The sequence below is a fragment of the Micromonospora mirobrigensis genome, from assembly GCF_900091555.1.
GTDB classification, from domain to species: Bacteria; Actinomycetota; Actinomycetes; order Mycobacteriales; family Micromonosporaceae; genus Micromonospora; species Micromonospora mirobrigensis.
On sequence record NZ_FMCX01000001.1, the window covers coordinates 1,220,188 to 1,239,396 of the forward strand.

Consider the following 19,209-nt stretch of genomic DNA (forward strand, 5'->3'; position numbering starts at 1 on the left):
GACGTACCTCCCTCAGTCCCAGTCCAGGCCGCCGCGCCGCCAGACGTAGGCGTATGCGACGAAGACCGCGACGATGAACATGACCATCTCCACGAAGCCGAAGATCGGCAGGGCGTCGAACGAGACCGCCCAGGGGTAGAGGAAGATGATCTCGATGTCGAAGACGATGAAGAGCATCGCCGTCAGGTAGAACTTGATCGGGAACCGGCCGCCGCCCACCGGCTGCGGGCTCGGCTCGATGCCGCACTCGTAGGCCTCGAGCTTGGCCTTGTTGAACCGCCGGGGACCGGCGAAGCGGGCGGCGCCCACCGAGAACAGCGCGAACGCCGCGGCGAGGGCGAACAGCCCGATGATCGGTGCGTAAGGCGAGAGCGTCATCGTTGTCTCCTGCTCGTCCTTCCCTGCCCTCGGTGCTTGACCAAAATCACACTATTCACGTCCCTCGTGACCTCCGTCAGCGGGGGTCGATCTCTCCGCGCGCCGGGACGGCGGCGGTGCCAGCGCTACACGGCACCCTCTTGGGTTGCGACTGCGGGGCTCGCAAGCTCACTCCTCGCGCTACACGGCCGGGGCCGCCTTCGTCATCGCATTGATGACCCGGTCCATCGCGTCCCCGCCGCGCGGGTCGGTCAGGTTGGCCAGCAGCTTGAGCACGAAGCGCATCAACAACGGGTGCGGCATGCCGTGCTTGGTCGCCATCCGCATCACCTCCGGCCGGCCGATCAGCTTCACGAAGATCCCGCCGAGCCGGTAGTAGCCGCCGAACCGCGCCTTGAGCTCCTGCGGGTACGCCATCAGCGCCCGCTCGCGCTCCGGGCCGGCCGGCCGGGCCAGCGCCTGCACGGCGACCTCGGCCGCCAGCTCACCGGACTCCATCGCGTACGCGATGCCCTCGCCGTTGAACGGGTTGACCATGCCGCCGGAGTCGCCGACCAGCAGCACCCCTCGGGTGTAGTGCGGGACCCGGTTGAAGCCCATCGGCAGCGCGGCACCGAGGATCGGCCCCTCCGCGTTGGTCTCGTCGGTCATCCCCCAGTCCTGCGGGGTGTTGGCCAACCAGTCGGTGAGCAGCCGCCGGTAGTTCGTCTTGCCGAACGCCGCCGAGGAGTTCAGCACGCCCAGGCCGACGTTCACCCGACCGTCGCCGAGGCCGAAGATCCAGCCGTAGCCGGGCAGCAGCGCGTCGCTGCCCTTGGCCCGCAGCTCTAGCCACGACTCCAGGTAGTCGTCGTCGTGCTTCGCCGGTGACTTGTAGTAGCGGCGGACCGCGACGCCGATCGGCCGGTCCTCCCGCTTGGCCAGCCCGAGGGCGAGCGGGAACCGGCCGGAGACGCCGTCCGCGGCGACCACCAGCGGCGCGTGGAAGCTGACCGGCTCCTTGTCCGGGCCGACCTCGGCCTGCACGCCGACCACCCGGTCGTCGGCGCCGAGCACCGGGCCCAGCACGTTCACGCCGGTCCGCAGCTTCGCCCCGGCGGCGACCGCACGCTGGGCGAGCAGGTCGTCGAAGTCGAGCCGGGTGCGGACCAGGCCGTAGTTGGGGAAGCTGGCCAGGTCGGGCCAGTCCAGTTCCAGGCGTACCCCGCCGCCGATCACCCGTAGGCCCTTGTTGTGCAGCCAACCGGCCTCGGGCGAGGTGTCCACGCCCATCCGGATGAGCTGACGTACGGCGCGCGGGGTCAACCCGTCGCCGCAGACCTTCTCCCTGGGGAACTCGGTCTTCTCCAGCAGCAGCACGCGTACGCCGTGCCGCGCCAGGTGGTATGCGGTCGCCGATCCTCCGGGACCGGCGCCCACGACGATCACGTCGGCGTCGTTCTCCACCGCGGTCATCTGCGCCTCCTCCCGCATGCTCGTGAAATGCTTCACAAGCCGATCGGGTTGGAGTCTATGACCGACGTCATATGCGGGCCGGGTTAGGTGGGCCTAACCGGGCGAGGTGACGGCGGGTGAGCGTCCACTGCGGCGTCAGCCGTGACGGGGCGTCACCGGGTCCAGTCCGGCGTCGATCCGGATCGACTCCGGCAGGTGTTCACGCAGCGCGCCCCCGGCCGCCCGGTCCAACGCGCCCAGCACCTCGGCGACCACCTGGCGGACGTCGGCCGGATCGGCGCCGGCCAGCGCGCGGAGCTGGGCGATGAGTTCGGCGGCGTCCTCGTCCGTCGCGCCGGGCGCCTCGTCTGCTCGCGTCATGCGCCCGAGCTTACGGGCGCAAAGTGGACAACCGCGTCAAATCACGCAGGATATCCAGGTAACTCTCATCCGCGGGTCGGATCAGTCGCGGGTCGCGCGGTGCAGCGCCACCACTCCCCCGGTCAGGTTCCGCCAGCCGACCCGACCCCAGCCGGCCGCGCCGATCCGCGCCGCTAGGGCCCGCTGGTCCGGCCAGGCCTGGATCGACTCGGCAAGGTAGACGTACGCGTCGGGGTTGCTGGACACCGCGCGGGCCACCGCCGGCAACGAACGCATCAGGTACGACAGGTAGACGGTCCGGAACGCCGGGTTGACCGGGGTGCTGAACTCGCACACCACCAGCCGACCGCCGGGCCGGGTGACCCGGGCCAGCTCGCGCAGCGCCGCGTCGGTGTCCGACACGTTGCGCAGGGCGAAGGAGATGGTCACCGCGTCGAAGCTCGCGTCGGCGAACGGCAGCCGCAGCGCGTCCCCGGCCAGCAGCGGAACCTGCGGCCGGCTCCGCTTGCCGGCGTGCAGCATGCCGAGCGAGAGGTCCGCGCCGACCGCGTACGCGCCGGAGTGGGCCAGTTCCTCGGTCGACACACCGGTGCCGGCGCCGACGTCCAGCACCCGCTCACCGGGGCGCAGGCCGAGGGCGGCCCGGGTGGCCCGGCGCCAGAACCGGTCCTGCCCGAAGGAGAGGACCGTGTTGGTCAGGTCGTAGCGAGCCGCCACGCCGTCGAACATCGCGGCGACCTCGTGCGGAGACTTGTCCAGGCTGGCGCGCTGGCCCTGCGGGGTACGGCTCACCCCTCCACTCTGCCAGCCGCCCGCGCCCGTACGCCCGGTGGGTCACCGGGACGCGGACGGGGGCGCGGTGGTGACCACCGCGCCCCCGCTCTCCGCGTACGGATCAGTCGGTCGGCGTCTCGTCACCCGGGGTGACCAGCACCACCCGGCGACGCCGGGCGAGCAGCAGCAGCGCCGCACCGGCGGCCAGCACCGCGAGGCCGATGCCGCCGATCAGGCCGGCCTGCACACCGGTCACCGGCAGCCCACCGTCGTCGGAGCCGGAGCCGCCGCCGTCACCACCGGCGCCGGGGGTCGTGGCGGACGCGGACGGCTGCCCGGTCGGCGCCACGGTCGGTGAGGCGGTCGGGGCGGTCGTCGGAGTCGCCGTCGCGGTCGGGGTCGGCGTCGGCTGACCGGTCGGGCCGGGGGTCGGCTCGGCGGAGAGGTCGACGAAGACGTCGAAGACCGTGCTGTTGTCCCCCTCGTCCACCTCGGCCAGGGCGCGACGCTGCGCCTTCGTGGCGACCCGCGGCTGCTCCTTGGCCCGGCCGGCCGAGACGCCGTCCAGGCCGACGGCGAAGAGGTTGCCGATCCGCAGCACCGGGTCGTCGACCCGCGCGTCGACGGTCACCCGCACGGTGTCGGTGTAGAACTCGCCAGGCCGCAGCACGACGGCGTCGTCCTGGCAGAACGCCTGGGCGAGCCCGCCGATCTCCTGGCGTACGCAGCCGGCCGGCAGCTCCGCGAAGGTGACCCCGGCGGGCAGGGTGATGCCGTAGAAGACCCCGGTCGTGGCCCGGCTGCCGGCGTTGTAGACCAACCAGTCCAGCGGCGCGGTGTCGCCCGGCCGGACCCCGCGCAGGGCGTTCTCGCCGGCGTCGTCGCCGTCGACCACCGCGTCGGCGTAGACGTCCTGGGCCCAGGCGGTCAGGTCGTAGCCGGCCTCGGTCACCTCGATGTCCAGGTCGACGGTGTTGTCGCCGAGTTCCTGGTCGGCCGTGGCCGAGCCGATGGTGACGGTGAGGCTGCCGGCGTCGCCCCTGCCGCCGGTGCTGAACAGCGGGATCGCGAAGTCCTCGCTGGTGCCGCCGGCCAGGTCGCCGAGCGGGCAGGTGAAGCTGTCGCCGTCCCGGGCGACGGCGCAGTCCGGGTCCAGCAGGTAGCCGACCCGGTCGGGATCCAGGTTGCTGATGTCCACCGTGTACGTCACGTCGCGGGCGTCGGCAGCGCCACGGGTGTTGTCCACGGTGAACTTGAACGGCTTGGCCCGGGCCTCCCGGACGCCCACCGCAAGCTTCGTGCTGAGCGGCACCAGGGCCAGGTCGGCCTCGCCACCGGCTGCGGCGCCGGCGGGCGCGGGGACGGTCGGCGCCGGTGCGGCGGCGGCGGGTGTGGTCGCGACGGCGAGGCCGCCCACGGCGAGCAGGGCTGCGGCACCGGCACGCGCCAGCGCCGAGCGGTTTACAAAGATCATCGATCCCCCGGGGTAAGGGACGGGAAAGTGCGGAACCCGAGGGACGCTATCGAAGCCGGTCCCGCCACGCCAGGACCGCCGTCCGGATTTCCCCCACCCGTTCCGCCGGCCGAGCCGGTCGAACCGGCCGGGATCCGTCGACGCTCCGTCGAGGACACAGCGGGAGCGGGACGAAACCGTCCCGCTCCCGACTGCCGTGCGTTATGTGAACGGCCCGCCTGGGCCGATGGAGGACCTGTGTCGCCGTCCGTCCCTGGTCAGGGCCGCGCAACGGCGTTACGAGCGGGCACGTTAGCGACCCCGGGCGGCGGGCACCAGCCCCCACGCGCAAACCGTTCCCCGGCTGTGACCTGAGCGGTCAGCGCGCCTCGACCAGCGGGAGGGCCTTGCCCACTCCGCCGCCCGGCAGGGCGATCGAGGAGAAGTGCGAGACCACCCGGTCGTCGCTCGGGTCGTCCGCCGGCGTCCGGTGCACGGCCAGCCGGTTGTAGAGCGTGTCCCGCTGGGCCGGGATCCGGCCGGCGGTGCGGATCATGCCGATCAGCTCGTGCAGGTTGGAGCGGTGCCGGGCGCCGGCCGAGGAGATCACGTTCTCCTCCAGCATGATCGAGCCCAGGTCGTCGACGCCCATGTGCAGGGCGAGCTGGCCGACGTCCTTGCCGGTGGTCAGCCAGGACGCCTGGAGGTGCGGCACGGTCTCGAAGAAGAGCCGGGCCACCGCGACCAGCCGCAGGTATTCCAGGGTGGTGGCCTGGGTGCGGCCCTTGAGGTGGTTGTTCTCCGGCTGGTACGTCCACGGGATGAAGGCCCGGAAGCCCCGGGTGCGGTCCTGCACGTCGCGGATCATCCGCAGGTGCTCGATCCGCTCGGCGGCGGTCTCGCCGGTGCCCATCATCATGGTGGCGGTCGACTCGACCCCCTGCCGGTGGGCCAGCTCCATGACCTCCAGCCACCGCTCGCCGGACTCCTTGAGCGGGGCGATCGCCCGGCGCGGTCGCTCGGGCAGCATCTCCGCGCCCGCCCCGGCGATGGAGTCCAGCCCGGCGGCCTTGATCCGGGCGATGGCCTCGTCCAGGCTCACCCCGGAGACCTTGGCCATGTGCAGGATCTCGCTCGGGCCGATCGAGTGGATGGCCAGCTGCGGGTACGCCTGCTTGACCGAGGAGAAGAGCTCCTCGTAGTACTCCACGCCGTAGTCCGGGTGGTGGCCGCCCTGGAGCATGACCTGGGTGGCGCCCAGCTCGACCGCCTCGCCGCAGCGCCGCAGGATCTCCTCGGTCGGGTGGGTCCACCCTTCGGAGTGCTTCGGCGCGCGGTAGAAGGCGCAGAACTTGCACGCCGTCACGCAGACGTTCGTGTAGTTGATGTTGCGGTCGATCAGGTAGGTGACGATGTTGTCCGGATAGCGCCGCCGGCGCACCGCGTCGGCCGCCTCGCCGAGGGCGTGGAAGGGCGCCTCGGTGTAGAGCAGCAGGGCCTCCTCGGGCGTGATCCGCCCGCCGTCCGCGCCGCGCTGCAGGATGTCGTCGATCTCCCGGCTCACCGTCACGCCCCCGAGCCTACGTCGCCCGGCCCGCCCCCATGAAGCGCGCCCACCCGGATGTGACCTCCTCGGCGGCGGGCGGCCCCGACCGACACTCCAGCACTCTCCGTGACCAAGCGCCCCGGCCCACCCATACCCCGCCCACCCTTTGCTCTGCTGCCACCCGCGCAACAGTCACCTACCGTGATAGTCCATCCCGGGGCGCGCCGCGCCAGCAATCAGGAATCGCCTGGTCAAGGCAGGTGTCGCGTCCGCAGCAGCAGAGCAAAGGCGGCGGGAGGTTGTGGTCGGGTCGCCGGGGAAGCAACCAGGTGTGACGACACACTGCCGCCGCCCTAAACCTCACGCGTCGTAGTCGACCGTGAGCCTGTCGGTGGTCGGGCTGGACTGGCAGGTCAGCACGTAGCCGGCGGCCACCTCGTCCGGCTCCAGCGCGTAGTTGCGAGCCATCGTCACCTCGCCCACCACGACCTTGGCCTTGCAGGTCGAGCAGACCCCGCCCTTGCAGGCGTACGGCAGCTCGCCGCGGACCTTGAGCGCGGCGTCCAGCACCCGCTCGTCGCGGCCCATCGTGAAGCTCGACGAGCGGCCGTCCAGCACGATCGTCACCTCGGCGCCGGCGCCCGGCTCGTCGGACGGGCGGCGGACCGGCTCCGGCGGCGCGTCGACGTGGAACAGCTCGGTGTGCACCGCCGACTCCGGCAGACCCCGGCCGGTCAGCAGCGCCCGGGCGTCCACCACCATCGTGTACGGGCCGCAGAGGAACCACTCCTGCACGGTGTCGCCGGGAACGACCGTCTCCAGCAGCCGGGTCAGCCGCTCGGCGTCGATCCGGCCGGAGAGCAGCGGCGACTCGCCCTGCTCGCGGCTCAGCACGTGCACCAGGTGCAGCCGGGTCGGATAGCGGTCCTTGAGGTCGGCCAACTCCTCGGCGAACATCACCGTGTTCGCCGTGCGGTTGCCGTACACCAGGGTGAAGGTGCTGGCCGGCTCGACGGCCAGCGCGGTCGCGACCAGCGACAGCACCGGGGTGATGCCGGAGCCGGCGACCACCGCGCCGTAGTGCCGGGCCCGGTCCGAGGCGAACGCCGTGGTGAAGTGCCCCAGCGGGGGCAGCACCTCCACGGTGTCGCCGTGCCGCAGCGCGCCGCAGGCGTACGCCGAGAAGGCCCCGCCGGGGATCTCCCGCACCCCGATCCGCAGCCGGCCGTGCCGGGCCAGGTCGTCCGGGGTCGAGCAGATCGAGTACGACCGCCGCACGTCCCCGCCGTCGGCGGCGGCCTCGCCGGGCAGCCGCAGGGTCAGGTGCTGGCCGGCGGAGAACGCGAAGGTCTCCCGCAGCTCCGGCGGCACGGCGAAGGTGATCGCGACGGCGTCGTCGGTGAGCCGGTCGACGGCCGTCACGCTCAGCGGGTGGAAGGCCGGCCGGCGACGGACCGGGCGGGTGATGGTGACAGTCACAGCGCCTTCAGGTGATCGAACGGTTCGGAGCAGGAACGGCAGCGCCAGAGCGCCTTGCAGGCGGTCGAGCCGAAGCGGCTGACCTGCTCGGTCTCCGGGGAACCGCAACGCGGACAGCGCACGGCGAGGGTCAGCGGCACCACGTTCGGCCGGGCGACAGGGGCGGGCGGGGCGATGCCGGCGGCGGAGAGCTTGGCCCGACCGGAATCGGAGATCCAGTCGGTGCTCCAGGCCGGGCTGTAGACCGTGCGGACCTCGGCGTCGGGGTGGCCGGCCGCGGCCAGCGCCCGGCGGACGTCCGCGCGGATCACGTCCATCGCCGGGCAGCCGGTGTAGGTGGGGGTGATGGTGACGACGACCCGGCCGGTGGCCGGATCGGTCTCCACCGACCGCAGGATGCCCAGCTCGTCGATGGTGATCACCCGGATCTCCGGGTCCACCACCGCCGCCGCGGCCTCCCTCGGATTCACCACCTCGCCCCCGGGTGGGCGCGGTGCAGCACCTGCATCTCGGCCAGCAGGAACGACAGGTGCTCGGTGTGCAGGCCCTGGCGGCCACCGCCCGGCGTGAAGCCGTCGCCCGGCCGGGTCAGGGTCGCCTCCGTCAGCACCGGCTCGACGGTCGCCTCGAAGCCGGCCCGCAGGCCGGCCGGATCGACCGGCGCCGCCGGGTCCGCCGCGAACAGCTCGTGGGTGTACGGCCACACCTGGTCGACGGCCTCCTGCATGCGCCGGTGCGACTCCTCGGTGCCGTCGCCGAGCCGCCGCACCCAGAGCGAGGAGTGGTCCAGGTGGTACGCCGACTCCTTGCGGGCCTTGGCGCCGATCGCCGCCAGCCGCTCGTCGCCGCACCCGGCCAGCGCGTCGTAGAGCGGCAGCTGGTACGCCGACAGGAAGAACAGTTTCGCCATGGTGACCGCGAAGTCGCCGTTGGGGAGCTCGACCAGGAGACAGTTGCGGAACTCCCGGTCGCCGCGCAGGTAGGCCAGGGCGTCCTCGTCCCGGCCGGCGCCCTCCAGCTCACCCGCGTAGGTCAGCAGCAGACGGGCGGCGCCGAGCTGGTCGAGGGCGATGTTGGCCAGCGCGATGTCCTCCTCCATCTCCGGCGCGCGGGAGGTCCACTCGCCGAGCCGCTGCGCCGCGATCAGCGCGTCGTCGCCGAGCCCGAGGACGAAGTCGAAGAGATCGGCGCTCACAGGTGGCCCGCCCCTTCCGGCACCTCGTAGAACGTCGGGTGGCGGTAGACCTTGTCCGCGGCCGGGTCGAAGAAGGCGTCCTTCTCGTCCGGGCTGGAGGCGGTGATCGCGGCGGCCGGGACGACCCAGATCGACACGCCCTCCTGCCGCCGGGTGTAGACGTCCCGGGCGTTGCGCAGCGCCAGTTCGGCGTCGGGGGCGTGCAGGCTGCCGACGTGGGTGTGCGACAGCCCGCGCCGGGCCCGCACGAAGACCTCCCAGAGCGGGGTGTGCTGCTCGGTGCTCACGCGGTGCTGGCCGGGCATGCCCTCACGGCCCTCGCCTCGCTCGGTGCGTTCGCTCATGCGGCGACCTTCTCCTTCTGCTGCTCCCGCTTGGCGGCGTACGCCGCGGCGGCCTCGCGTACCCAGGCGCCGTCGGTGTGGGCGCGGCGGCGGTGCTCCATCCGTTGCCGGTTGCACGGGCCGTTGCCCTTGATCACCTGCATCAGCTCGTCGTAGTCCGGCTGGGTGTAGTCGTACGCCCCGCGCTCGTCGTTCCAGCGCAGGTCCTCGTCGGGCAGGGTGAGGCCGAGGACCTCCGCCTGCTGCACGCACATGTCCACGAAACGCTGGCGCAGCTCGTCGTTGGAGAACCGCTTGATCTTCCAGGCCATCGACTGCGCGGAGTGGGTGGAGTCGCCGTCCGGCGGGCCGAACATGGCCAGCGACGGGTACCACCAGCGGTCCACGGCGTCCTGGGCCATCGCCTTCTGCTCCGCGGTGCCGTGCGCCAGCACGTGCAGGATCTCGTAGCCCTGCCGCTGGTGGAACGACTCCTCCTTGCAGACCCTGATCATCGCCCGGGCGTACGGGCCGTAGGAGCAGCGGCAGAGCGGAACCTGGTTGACGATCGCGGCGCCGTCCACGAGCCAGCCGATCACGCCCACGTCGGCCCAGGTGAGGGTGGGGTAGTTGAAGATCGAGCTGTACTTCTGCCGGCCGGACAGGAGCAGGTCCACCAGCTCGTCCCGGCTGATGCCCAGCGTCTCCGCGGCGGCGTACAGGTAGAGCCCGTGGCCGGCCTCGTCCTGGACCTTGGCCAGCAGGATCGCCTTGCGCTTGAGCGACGGCGCCCGGCTGATCCAGTTCCCCTCCGGCTGCATGCCGATGATCTCGGAGTGCGCGTGCTGGGCGATCTGCCGGATCAGCGTCCTGCGGTACGCCTCCGGCATCCAGTCGCGCGGCTCGATCTTCTGGTCGGCCTCGATCACGTCGGCGAAGTAGGCGTCGAGGTCCGCGTCGGGAGTGGGCGCCCCGAAGCGCCGGGCACGGGCCGCGGCCTCGCGGAGCGCCGCCTCGGCGGCTTCCACCTCACCGAGCAGGCCTCCGCCGGACGCGTCGTCCGGCGCGGGGAAGTCGTTGCCATACATGCAGCCAGTGTTACAGCTCACCGACCCACACACCAGAGGTGTGTAACAGGATTCCGGCCTCCGGAACGGTGCGCGAACACAGCGTCACCGGCGAGCCGGGCCACGTGGCCAGCTGTGACATCACTCACTTTGCAAAGGTGAATCCCCCCAAGCGCGGCATAGCGGCTCATCAACCCGCCGCACCGAGCGTCGAACCCTGGCGCGTCGCCCCCACGGACGTAGACTTTCCGCGCAGAACGGTCGTGCCGCCGACGGTCGCCGACACGACGCAGGCCACTCCCCCGGCCTGGGCGAACAGCCGATCCGGACAACCACCGGCCCCCCGGCCCCCACATCTGGAGCTTCCTACTCATGCGATCCCGCATGGCCCTGGTGCTCGCCGCCGTCACCCTCCTGCTCGGCGGCGTCGCCCTGGCCCCCACCGCGTACGCGCGGCTGGTCGGCGACGATCTGGTCGCCGGCAACGGCGCCGCGGAGCGCGTGGTCGTGCCGGAGAACACCGTCACCGGCCCGGCCACCCTGGCCGACCGCCCGGTGTCGGTGAACTTCGACGGAGAGTTCTTCTCCTGGGCGCTGCTGGACCGGGCGACCGGGGAGATCTCCGGCGCCCCGAACCTCACGTCGACCAGCTCGACCGAGTCGATGATCAAGGTCTGGATCGTCTCGGACTACCTCCGGCAACTCGGCGACCAGCAGCCCCCGGCCGACATGCGGGAGAACGTGGTCACCGCCATCCGGGACAGCAACGACGACGCGGCCAACGCGCTCTACAAGGCCGCCGGTGGCGCGGCCGACATCGACCGGATGATCACGATGTGCGGGCTGACCGACACCCACCCCGGCACCGTGCCCGGATATCTCGGCTGGTGGAGCTTCACCCAGATGTCCCCCCGGGACGCCGCCCGGCTCGGTGACTGCGTCGCCGACGGCACGGCCGCCGGGCCGACCTGGACCGGGCTGGTGCTCGACGAGATGTCGAAGGTCCGCGGAACGGTCGAGGAGCAGCAGAAGCGTTCCGGCGGCGGTCGATGGGGCATCATCGACGGGCTGCCCTCGTCGATCACGGATCAGACCCGGGTCAGCATCAAGAACGGTTGGACCCCGTTGCAGTACGACGGCAACTGGCACGTGAACTGCCTCGCCGTGACCGACAAGTGGAGCCTCGCAGTGATGATGCGGTACCCGACCGAGAACGGTCTGACCTACGGCGCGAAGGTCTGCGCCAGCGTGGCCACCCAACTGGTGACCCCGCAGCAGCCGGGCACCGCCGCCAAGGCGCCGCAGCAGCCGGCCGGGACGCTCTGATGGCGGGCAGCCGACGCGCCCCCCGACGGCGCGGACGCAACACCCCCCTGCTGGTCGGGGCGATCGCGGTCACCCTGGTCGGGCTGGTGCTGGTCTCCCTCCGCTTCGTCCCCGGCTCGCCGCTGGCCTCCGCGGCCCCGAGCGGGACCGGCACCACCTCGACGGAGGGTCGGGCCTCCGGCCAGCCCACCAACCGCAGCTCGCGCCCGTCCCCCACCCCGTCGCCGACGCCGCCTCCGCTGCCGCCGCTGCCGTTCCAGGCCCGCTCGCTGACCAGCCTCGGCATCAAGGGCTGGTACTCGTGGAGCGTGCTGGACACCCGGACCGGAAAGTTCATCGGCTCGGCGAACCAGGCGCAGACCAGCACCACCGCATCGATGATCAAGGCGTGGGTGGTGGCCGACTACCTGCGGCGTACCGCCGAGGCCGGCGACACGCCGAGCGACGCCAAGCTGGCCGACGCCACGAAGATCATCCGGGACAGTGACAACACCCGGGCCGAGCAGTTCTACAACGCCGTCGGCCGGTCCCCGTCGATCAAGCGACTGATCGCCATCTGCGACCTGACCGACAGCAAGCCGGCAGCCGACGGCGGCTGGAGCCGGACGAACCTCTCGCCCCGCGACACCGCCCGGATGGGCCTGTGCATCAAGGACGGTCGGGCCGCCGGGCCGAAGTGGACCAAGTGGCTGCTCAACGAGATGCGGCTGGTGCGCGCCCCGGGCGACTTCGGCATCCGCAAGGCGTTCCCGCCCGCCGAACAGAAGAAGATCGCCATCAAGAACGGGTGGATCAACCGGGACCGGGAGCAGGAGATGCACATCAACTGCCTGGCCATCGGTGACACCTGGACGATGGGCGTGATGGTCCGCTACCCGATCGGCATGGGCTACGACTACGGCATGCAGAACTGCCAGAAGATCACCAAGGCGCTGCTCCGCCCGGCCGTCTGACCCGGCCGACCTGCCGACGGCCCCGGGCCGGGCGGGGCCGGGGGTCGGTCAGCCGGCGAAGAACTCCGGGCCGCCCTCGGGCAGCGCCGGCGCCTCGCCGATCGCGGCGACCCGGCGGGCGAACTCGCGCACGCCCGCCACCTGTCGCTCACCCAGCGAGAAGTCCAGCGTGCGGAAGTAGGTCGCCAGGGTCGCCGCGTCGAACGTCTCCCACCGGGCCGCGGCCTCGGCGACCTGGTCCAGCTCGGCCAGGCAGAGGTCGCGCGAGCGCAGGAACGCCTCGTGCACCTCCTTGACCAAGCCGGGATGGGCGGCGGCGAAGTCCCGGCGGACCGCCCAGACGGCGAAGACCATCGGCAGGCCGGTCCACTCCCGCCAGGCCTGCCCGAGGTCGGTCACCTCGAGGCCCCGGCGGGGCGCCTCGTGCAGGGCGCGCAGCGCCACGTCGCCGATCAGCACCCCCGCGTCGGCCTCCAGCAGCATCTGGGTCAGGTCGGGCGGGCAGCGGAAGTACTCCGGCCGAACCCCGTACCGCTCACCGAGCAGCAGCTGGGCCAGGAGCACGCCGGTCCGTGAGGTCGAGCCGAGCGCGACCGGGCGGCCGTCCAGCTCGCCCAGCGGCCGGGTGGAGACCATGTTGACCGAGAGCACCGGCCCGTCGCTGCCGACCGCCAGGTCGGACAGGAGCAGCAGCTCGTCGGCGTGCCGCAGATATTCGACGTTCGAGATCGGGCCGATGTCCAGGTCGCCGGCGACCAGCGCGGCGTTGAGCCGGTCCGGCGAGTCCTTGTGCAGGTCGACGTCGAGCAGGGCGCCGGAGCGCATCAGGCCCCAGTAGATCGGCAGGCAGTTCAGGAACTGGATGTGCCCGACCCGGGGACGTGCGACGCGCTCAGCCATGCCCCGACCGTATCCCCGCCGCCCGCCGAGGGCTCACCGGGCGGCCGTGGGAGTGGCCAACTCCGCACCCGGCGGGTCGTCGGGTGCCGCGGCGGGCCCGGACCGCCGGACCGCCCGGGCGACGACCGGCACGAACAGGGCGACCACCAGCAGGCCGGCCACGCCCAGGCCGGCGATCACCGGCCTCGGCGGCAGCACCGCCAGCAGCGCGCCGCCGATCAGACGGCCGGCCATCGAGCCGCCCTGCACGGCCGCGCCGTTGACCGCGTACGCCCGGCCACGCGCCGCCTCCGGCACCCGCCGGGCGGTGAGCACGTTGGCGAAGACGTTGTCACCGCCGTTGGCCGCCCCACCGATCAGCCAGAGCGGAACCAGGTAGCCGGCCGTCGGCACGAACGCGGCGCACACCACCATCAGCGCGCAGCCGCCCAGCGTGGTGAGCACCCCGTGGACCAGCGCGCCGTCGGCGGTGAGCCGGCCGGCCAGCCGGGCGGCGAGCCAGCTTCCCGGCAGCATGCCCGCCATCCAGGCCGCACCGACCAGCCCGTACATGGTGGTGGACGAGTCCAGGGTCTCCCGGATGAAGAAGACCTCGATCACGTTGATGCCGCCGATCGCGGTGATCACCGTCGCGGTGATCACCACCATGGCCAGCATCAACGGGTCCCGGCGCAGCCGCCACGCCGGGGCCGCTCCAGCGGCCGTCACGGTGGCGGCGACCGTCCGCCGGCCACCCCGGCGGGTGCGCAGCAGCAGGCCGGCGGCGACCAGCGCGAGGTAGCTCGCCGCGTCGAGCAGCAACGGCACCCGAGTGCCGAACTGGCCGACCAGGAGGCCGGCGAGCACCGGGCCGCCGAGTGCTCCGACCGAGACGGCGGTCTGCTGGATCGCGCTGGCCCGGGGCAGGTCCGCGCGCCGGACCATGGTCGGGAGCAGCGCCGCGAGGCAGGGCTGGGTCACCGCGAGGCCGCAGGCGAGCAGCGCGACCAGCGTGACCACCAGGACGGGGTGTCCGGCGTACGCCAGGAGCAGGCAGACCGCGGACTGGAGGGCGCCCGCGGTGACCAGCAGGGTGCGGCTGTCGTACCGGTCGACGAGTCGCCCGGTCAGCGGCGCGAGCGCCACCAGCGGGAGGGTGGCGGCGAGGAGCAGGCCGGCGACGGCGAGACCGCCGGCGCCGGCTCCCTGGAGGGCGAGCGCGAGGGCGGTGGCCGCGAGGAACTCGCCGCAGATGGTGGTGCCGCGGGCGGTGGCGGAGATCCAGACGTCGGACCAGCGCGACTCGCCAGTTGTGAAGGACATACTTCGAAATTAATCCTTCACAAATGGTCCACACAAGACCCTGCGCTACGGCAGCGGCACCACCTTGTAGTGCGCGGCCACCGTGCGGGCCCCCGCCGGCGGGTCGGCCTGCCGGGTCCGCTGCCGGTACGGGGCGAGGAGCTCCATCACCCTCTCGTTCAACTCCGCCAGCTCCTCGGCCGTCACCAGCAGCAGCGTGTCGTTGGACAGCGTCGCCGCGTACCACTCGGGTGGCTCGTCGCCGGCACGCCGCAGCCAGTCCCGGGTCCGCTCCGCGTCCCGCGCGGTGTGCGCCTCCACCAGGGTCGCCTCCGCGGCCCGGGCCTCCGGGCCGGCGTCCCGCCCGGCGTCGACCATCCAGCTCTGACTGAAGGTGCGCCAGACCCGCTCCCGCGCGTCACCCCGGCTCGGCGCCTGCTCCACCAGTCCGAACCGGGCCAGCGCCCGCAGGTGGTAGCTGGTCGCGCTCGGCGACAGCCCGACCAGCTCCGCGCACTCGGTGGCGGTCGCGCCGCCCTCCAGGGTGCTGAGATGTTCCATGATCGACAACCGGGCCGGATGGGCCAGCGCCCGCATCACCTGCGGGTCACTGATCCTCATCCGGCGCTGCTCGGCGCGCGCCTCCGTCATCCCCCCATGATCCCGCGCCGGCCGGAGACGTCACGCCCGCCCGGCGGGTGAAATCAGGTGGAGAGGGACGGCGCGGTCGACTAACGTTGATGGCCGCCTGACGGCCGGGGTGTGACGACACCGCAGCGGACGTCCCGCGCCGGGCACCGGCCATCCGCCCCGGAGACGCGAGCGACCAGCCAGCCATCCGTGAGGACCCACCGTGTCCCTGACCGAACTCGACACCGACCTCCGAGCCGAACGCGCCCACCTGGACGCCTCCCGCGCCGCGCTGCGCCGGATGCGCGAGCGGGCCGAGGCCCTCTTCGCCACCGGCGACAAGGTCGCCGGGGACGCGTACACCGCCGAACAGCTCGGCCGGCACATGGCCCGGCGGGTCAAGGAGCTGGCCGACGACCCGACCACGCCGCTCTTCTTCGGCCGGCTCGACTTCGGCGACCTCGACCCGGACCACGCCGGGCGGGAGTACCACGTCGGCCGTCGGCACGTCACCGACGACCTGGGCGAACCCCTGGTGCTGGACTGGCGCGCCCCGGTCTCCCGGTCGTTCTACCGGGCCAGCGCCCGCGACCCGCAGGGCGTGGCCGTCCGGCGCCGGTTCGGGTTCAACGCCGGGGTGCTGACCAGCTTCGAGGACGAGCACCTCGACCGGGGCGAGGAACTCGGCACCGCCAGCCGGATCCTCACCGCCGAGATCGAACGGCCGCGCGTCGGGCCGATGCGGGACATCGTCGCGACCATCCAGCCCGAGCAGGACGAGCTGGTCCGCGCCGACCTGGCCGACTCGATCTGCGTGCAGGGCGCCCCGGGCACCGGCAAGACGGCCGTCGGGCTGCACCGGGCCGCGTACCTGCTCTACCTGCACCGGGAGCGGCTGCGCCGCTCGGGCGTGCTGATCGTCGGGCCGAACCGGGCCTTCCTGTCGTACATCGCCGCGGTGCTGCCGGCGCTCGGCGAGGTGGAGGTCGCCCAGGCCACCGTCGAGGACCTGGTCGAGCGGGTGCCGGTCCGGGCGGTCGACGACCCGGCCGTGGCCACCCTCAAGCACGACGTACGGATGGCCGAGCTGCTGCGCCGGGCCGTCGAGGCGCACATCGGCAGCCCCACCGAGCCGATCATGGTCTCCGACGGCTCGTTCCGCTGGCGGATCGGCCTCGACCCGCTGCACCGGGTGGTCGCCGAGACCCGCGCGGAGGGGCTGCCGTACGCCACCGGCCGCGAGCGGATCCGGGCCCGGGTGGTGGGACTCCTGCAACGCCAGGCCGAGGCGCGCCGGGCCGAGTCACCGAGCGACGCCTGGCTGCGCCGGATGGGCAAGGCCAAGCCGGTCACCGAGTTCCTCGACACCGTCTGGCCGGCGCTCACCCCGGACGGTCTGCTGCACAGGCTGCTCACCGACCCGGACGCGCTCGCCACCGCCGCCGACGGGCTGCTGACCGCCGACGAGCAGGGGCTGCTGCACGGCCGGGCGCCCGAGGCGGACGGACCGGCCGGGAACGGCTCGCGGAGCGTCGGGACGAAGCTCGGTCGTACCCCGAAGGCCACCCGGTGGACCGCCGCGGACGCCGTGCTGATCGACGAGGCCGCCGGGCTGCTGGAACGGCCGGCCGGCTTCGGGCACGTGGTGGTCGACGAGGCGCAGGACCTCTCCCCGATGCAGTGCCGGGCCATCGCCCGGCGCAGCGAGCACGGCTCGATCACCCTCCTCGGCGACCTCGCCCAGGGCACCGCCCCCTGGGCCGCCCGGGACTGGCGGGAGAGCCTGGCCCACCTGGGCAAGCCGGACGCCGCGGTGGTGCCGTTGAGCATCGGCTTCCGGGTGCCCGCCGCCGTGGTCGCCTTCGCCAACCGGCTGCTTCCGGCGCTCGCCGTCGACGTGCCCCCGGCGGAGTCGCTGCGCCGGGACGGCACGCTTGACGTGCGTACCGTCGAGGACCTGGTGGCGGCGACGGTGACGGAGGTGCGGGCGGCGCTCGCGCACGACGGCTCGGTCGGCGTGATCGCCGCCGACGACACGGTCGACCGGATCCGCGGCGCGCTCGCCGACGCCGGCGTGCCGACCGCGACCGCCGACGACGTCGAGGCCGCGGAGCGGGTCACCGTCGTCCCCGCCACCCTGGTCAAGGGCCTGGAGTACGACCACGTCGTGGTCGTCGAACCGGCCGCGATCGTGGCCGCCGAGCCGCGCGGCCTGCACCGCCTCTACGTGGTGCTGACCCGGGCGGTCTCCCGCCTCGCCGTCCTGCACCACGCCCCCCTCCCCACCCCGCTGGGGTGAAAGGAGGGGCCCCCTGTTAACGCCTCCGGTATAGCAGGGGCCCCTTCTTAACCGACCGGCGGCGGACGGGACAGCGGGAGTGGCGGCGGCAGAGTACAACGGGAGGGCGGCAGATCCGACCGGGACCGCAACCCCGAGAAGGAGCCCCATGATCCTCGCGCGCGCCCACCAGGCGACCCGACGGTACGGCGAGGTGCTCGCCCTGGACCGGGTCGACCTGACCGTCCGCGCCGGTGAACTCGTCGGCCTGCTCGGGCCGAACGGCGCCGGCAAGAGCACCCTGATCAACCTGCTGGTCGGGCTGCGCCACCCCACCACCGGTCGGGTCGAGCTGTTCGGCGGCGACCCCCGCGACCCGGCCGCCCGCCGCGCCCTCGGGGTCACCCCGCAGGAGACCGGCCTGCCCGGCACGCTGCGGGTCGGCGAGGTGGTCGACTTCGTCTCCGCGCACTTCCCCGACCCGGTGCCCCGCGCCGAACTGCTCGACCGGTTCGGCCTCGCCGAGCAGGCACGCCGGCAGACCGGCGGGCTCTCCGGCGGGCAGCGGCGCCGGCTCGCCGTGGCGTTGGCCTTCGTCGGCCGGCCCCGGCTGGTGATCCTGGACGAGCCGACCACCGGACTGGACGTGGCGGCCCGGCGCACCCTGTGGGAGGCGATCCGGGCGTTCCACGCCGAGGGCGGGACGGTGCTGCTGAGCAGCCACTACCTGGAGGAGGTGGAGGCGCTGGCCCAGCGGGTGGTGGTGATCGGCCGGGGGCGGGTGCTCGCCGACGACACGGTGGCCGCGATCCGCGGCATCGTCGGGGTGCACCGGGTCAGCTTCGTCGCCGACGAGCTGCCCGACCTGCCCGGCGTGGTGGCCACCGAACGCACCGACGGCCGGACCCACCTGCTCACCACCGACGCCGACCAACTGGTCCGGGATCTGGTCGGCGCCGGGGTGCCGTTCCGGGACCTGGAGGTGCGCCCGACCTCCCTGGAGGAGGCGTTCCTCGCCATCACCGACGGCGACCGCGCCGAAGCCGCGACCGCGACCGCCTGAGGAGCCGACCGTGCCACTCGCCCTGGTCCACGCCCGCTACCAACTCCTGGAGACCGTCCGGATCCCGGTCGCGGTGGTCGGCAGCGCGTTCTTCCCCGCCGCCACCATGCTCTTCTTCGTGGTGCCGTTCGCCGGTGACGACGCGGTCGGCGCCACGTACGCCACCGCCGCGATGATCACCTTCGCGGTGATGAGCGCCAACATCTTCCAGTACGGCATCGGCGTCGCCGAGGACCGCAACCAGCCCTGGGATCCGTACACCCGGACGTTGCCGGCCGGTCCGGCGGTGCGCTTCACCGGCCGGATCCTGGCCGGGGTGGTGTTGACCTACCTGAGCATGCTGCCGGTGGTGGTGATCGCGGCGGTGGCGACCGCGGCCCGGGTCAGCCCGGTGCAGCTGCTGCTCGGCGCCCTCGGCGTGGCCGTGGTGTCGGCGCCGTTCACCCTGCTCGGGCTCGCCATCGGCTACTCGCTGCCGAGTCGGGCCGCGACCGTGGTCGCGCAGGTGGTCTTCTTCCCGCTGGCGTTCGGCGGCGGGCTGCTCTCCGGCCCCGACGACGCGCCGGGCTTCGTCCGCACGATCGCGCCCTACCTCCCCACCCGGGGCGCGGTGGAGCTGATGTGGGCGGCGGTGACCGACCGCCGGCCCGACCCGCTGGCCCTGGTCATGCTGGGGGTCTGGATCGTGGTGCTGGCCGGGGTGGCCGGTTGGGCGTACCGGCGGGACCAGGGTCGCCGGTTCCGCTGA

General features: G+C 73.0%; 19 protein-coding genes. 5 read left to right on the top strand and 14 right to left on the bottom strand.

Going from position 1 to position 19,209, the window contains the following annotated elements; genetic code table 11:
* Window positions 1-12: 12 nt before the first annotated feature.
* From GA0070564_RS05725 to paaA, 11 genes are all read right to left on the bottom strand, one after another.
* Entirely contained in the window at window positions 13-378 is a 366-nt protein-coding gene (locus GA0070564_RS05725) for an NADH-quinone oxidoreductase subunit A (RefSeq protein WP_091603451.1), read from the bottom strand.
* Between the two features lie 180 nt (window positions 379-558).
* Window positions 559-1,833: a geranylgeranyl reductase family protein gene (locus tag GA0070564_RS05730; RefSeq protein WP_091604623.1), complete on the bottom strand. Its 1,275-nt coding sequence runs from the start codon at window positions 1,831-1,833 to the stop codon at window positions 559-561.
* Between the two features lie 135 nt (window positions 1,834-1,968).
* A complete protein-coding gene (locus GA0070564_RS05735; protein ID WP_091603454.1) occupies window positions 1,969-2,193 on the bottom strand; it encodes a hypothetical protein in 225 nt (74 codons plus the stop codon).
* A gap of 81 nt (window positions 2,194-2,274) precedes the next feature.
* Window positions 2,275-2,985, bottom strand: a complete 711-nt coding sequence (locus tag GA0070564_RS05740) for a demethylmenaquinone methyltransferase (protein ID WP_091603456.1) — start codon at window positions 2,983-2,985, stop codon at window positions 2,275-2,277.
* 103 nt (window positions 2,986-3,088) lie between these two features.
* A complete protein-coding gene (locus GA0070564_RS05745; RefSeq protein WP_091603458.1) occupies window positions 3,089-4,441 on the bottom strand; it encodes a cell wall anchor protein in 1,353 nt (450 codons plus the stop codon).
* A gap of 358 nt (window positions 4,442-4,799) precedes the next feature.
* A complete protein-coding gene (gene mqnC, locus GA0070564_RS05750; RefSeq protein ID WP_091603461.1) occupies window positions 4,800-5,990 on the bottom strand; it encodes a cyclic dehypoxanthinyl futalosine synthase in 1,191 nt (396 codons plus the stop codon).
* A 336-nt stretch (window positions 5,991-6,326) separates the two neighbouring features.
* Window positions 6,327-7,445 (bottom strand): 1,2-phenylacetyl-CoA epoxidase subunit PaaE, encoded by a 1,119-nt coding sequence (gene paaE, locus GA0070564_RS05755; protein ID WP_091603464.1) that lies wholly within the window; start codon window positions 7,443-7,445, stop codon window positions 6,327-6,329.
* Entirely contained in the window at window positions 7,442-7,918 is a 477-nt protein-coding gene (gene paaD, locus GA0070564_RS05760; protein ID WP_091603466.1) for a 1,2-phenylacetyl-CoA epoxidase subunit PaaD, read from the bottom strand. The genes paaE and paaD overlap by 4 nt, the downstream gene beginning before the upstream one ends.
* On the bottom strand, window positions 7,912-8,640 hold the full coding sequence (gene paaC / locus GA0070564_RS05765) for a 1,2-phenylacetyl-CoA epoxidase subunit PaaC (RefSeq protein ID WP_091603468.1): 729 nt from the start codon (window positions 8,638-8,640) through the stop codon (window positions 7,912-7,914). Before paaC ends, paaD begins: the two co-directional genes overlap by 7 nt.
* Window positions 8,637-8,945: a 1,2-phenylacetyl-CoA epoxidase subunit PaaB gene (gene paaB / locus GA0070564_RS05770; RefSeq protein WP_091604626.1), complete on the bottom strand. Its 309-nt coding sequence runs from the start codon at window positions 8,943-8,945 to the stop codon at window positions 8,637-8,639. The genes paaC and paaB overlap by 4 nt, the downstream gene beginning before the upstream one ends.
* Before the next feature lie 35 nt (window positions 8,946-8,980).
* Window positions 8,981-10,051, bottom strand: a complete 1,071-nt coding sequence (gene paaA, locus GA0070564_RS05775) for a 1,2-phenylacetyl-CoA epoxidase subunit PaaA (RefSeq protein WP_091603471.1) — start codon at window positions 10,049-10,051, stop codon at window positions 8,981-8,983.
* Between the two features lie 351 nt (window positions 10,052-10,402).
* Between paaA and GA0070564_RS05780 the strand changes: the two genes are divergently transcribed.
* A complete protein-coding gene (locus GA0070564_RS05780; protein WP_091603474.1) occupies window positions 10,403-11,356 on the top strand; it encodes a hypothetical protein in 954 nt (317 codons plus the stop codon).
* On the top strand, window positions 11,356-12,309 hold the full coding sequence (locus GA0070564_RS05785) for a serine hydrolase (RefSeq protein ID WP_091603477.1): 954 nt from the start codon (window positions 11,356-11,358) through the stop codon (window positions 12,307-12,309). Before GA0070564_RS05780 ends, GA0070564_RS05785 begins: the two co-directional genes overlap by 1 nt.
* A 48-nt stretch (window positions 12,310-12,357) precedes the next feature.
* Here the strand turns inward: GA0070564_RS05785 and GA0070564_RS29185 are convergent, their stop codons facing one another.
* Genes GA0070564_RS29185 through GA0070564_RS05795 form a run of 3 tightly spaced genes read right to left on the bottom strand, consistent with a single transcriptional unit; the run spans window position 12,358 to window position 15,141 of the window.
* Complete coding sequence (locus GA0070564_RS29185; protein ID WP_176730548.1) at window positions 12,358-13,209, bottom strand: menaquinone biosynthetic enzyme MqnA/MqnD family protein; 852 nt, start codon at window positions 13,207-13,209, stop codon at window positions 12,358-12,360.
* 33 nt (window positions 13,210-13,242) lie between these two features.
* On the bottom strand, window positions 13,243-14,511 hold the full coding sequence (locus GA0070564_RS29190; protein ID WP_176730549.1) for an MFS transporter: 1,269 nt from the start codon (window positions 14,509-14,511) through the stop codon (window positions 13,243-13,245).
* Between the two features lie 45 nt (window positions 14,512-14,556).
* Window positions 14,557-15,141: a helix-turn-helix domain-containing protein gene (locus tag GA0070564_RS05795; protein WP_091603480.1), complete on the bottom strand. Its 585-nt coding sequence runs from the start codon at window positions 15,139-15,141 to the stop codon at window positions 14,557-14,559.
* 202 nt (window positions 15,142-15,343) lie between these two features.
* Here GA0070564_RS05795 and GA0070564_RS05800 point away from each other — a divergent pair, with 202 nt between their 5' ends.
* From GA0070564_RS05800 to GA0070564_RS05810, 3 genes are all read left to right on the top strand, one after another.
* A complete protein-coding gene (locus GA0070564_RS05800) occupies window positions 15,344-17,419 on the top strand; it encodes a HelD family protein (RefSeq protein ID WP_091603483.1) in 2,076 nt (691 codons plus the stop codon).
* A 148-nt stretch (window positions 17,420-17,567) separates the two neighbouring features.
* Window positions 17,568-18,461: an ABC transporter ATP-binding protein gene (locus GA0070564_RS05805; protein WP_091603486.1), complete on the top strand. Its 894-nt coding sequence runs from the start codon at window positions 17,568-17,570 to the stop codon at window positions 18,459-18,461.
* 10 nt (window positions 18,462-18,471) lie between these two features.
* Window positions 18,472-19,209 carry an ABC transporter permease gene (locus tag GA0070564_RS05810; RefSeq protein ID WP_091603489.1) on the top strand — a complete coding sequence of 246 codons (738 nt, stop codon included), beginning with the start codon at window positions 18,472-18,474 and terminating at the stop codon, window positions 19,207-19,209.

Bases quoted from the DNA above. Each gene is read 5' to 3' on its own strand.
- GA0070564_RS05730 (WP_091604623.1), bottom strand. From the start codon at position 1,833: ATGACCGCGGTGGAGAACGACGCCGACGTGATCGTCGTGGGCGCCGGT.
- paaB (WP_091604626.1), bottom strand. From the start codon at position 8,945: ATGCCCGGCCAGCACCGCGTGAGCACCGAGCAGCACACCCCGCTCTGG.
- GA0070564_RS05745 (WP_091603458.1), bottom strand. From the start codon at position 4,441: ATGATCTTTGTAAACCGCTCGGCGCTGGCGCGTGCCGGTGCCGCAGCC.
- GA0070564_RS29190 (WP_176730549.1), bottom strand. From the start codon at position 14,511: ATGTCCTTCACAACTGGCGAGTCGCGCTGGTCCGACGTCTGGATCTCC.
- GA0070564_RS05735 (WP_091603454.1), bottom strand. From the start codon at position 2,193: ATGACGCGAGCAGACGAGGCGCCCGGCGCGACGGACGAGGACGCCGCC.
- GA0070564_RS05785 (WP_091603477.1), top strand. From the start codon at position 11,356: ATGGCGGGCAGCCGACGCGCCCCCCGACGGCGCGGACGCAACACCCCC.
- paaA (WP_091603471.1), bottom strand. From the start codon at position 10,051: ATGTATGGCAACGACTTCCCCGCGCCGGACGACGCGTCCGGCGGAGGC.
- GA0070564_RS29185 (WP_176730548.1), bottom strand. From the start codon at position 13,209: ATGGCTGAGCGCGTCGCACGTCCCCGGGTCGGGCACATCCAGTTCCTG.
- GA0070564_RS05780 (WP_091603474.1), top strand. From the start codon at position 10,403: ATGCGATCCCGCATGGCCCTGGTGCTCGCCGCCGTCACCCTCCTGCTC.
- GA0070564_RS05805 (WP_091603486.1), top strand. From the start codon at position 17,568: ATGATCCTCGCGCGCGCCCACCAGGCGACCCGACGGTACGGCGAGGTG.
- GA0070564_RS05795 (WP_091603480.1), bottom strand. From the start codon at position 15,141: ATGACGGAGGCGCGCGCCGAGCAGCGCCGGATGAGGATCAGTGACCCG.
- GA0070564_RS05725 (WP_091603451.1), bottom strand. From the start codon at position 378: ATGACGCTCTCGCCTTACGCACCGATCATCGGGCTGTTCGCCCTCGCC.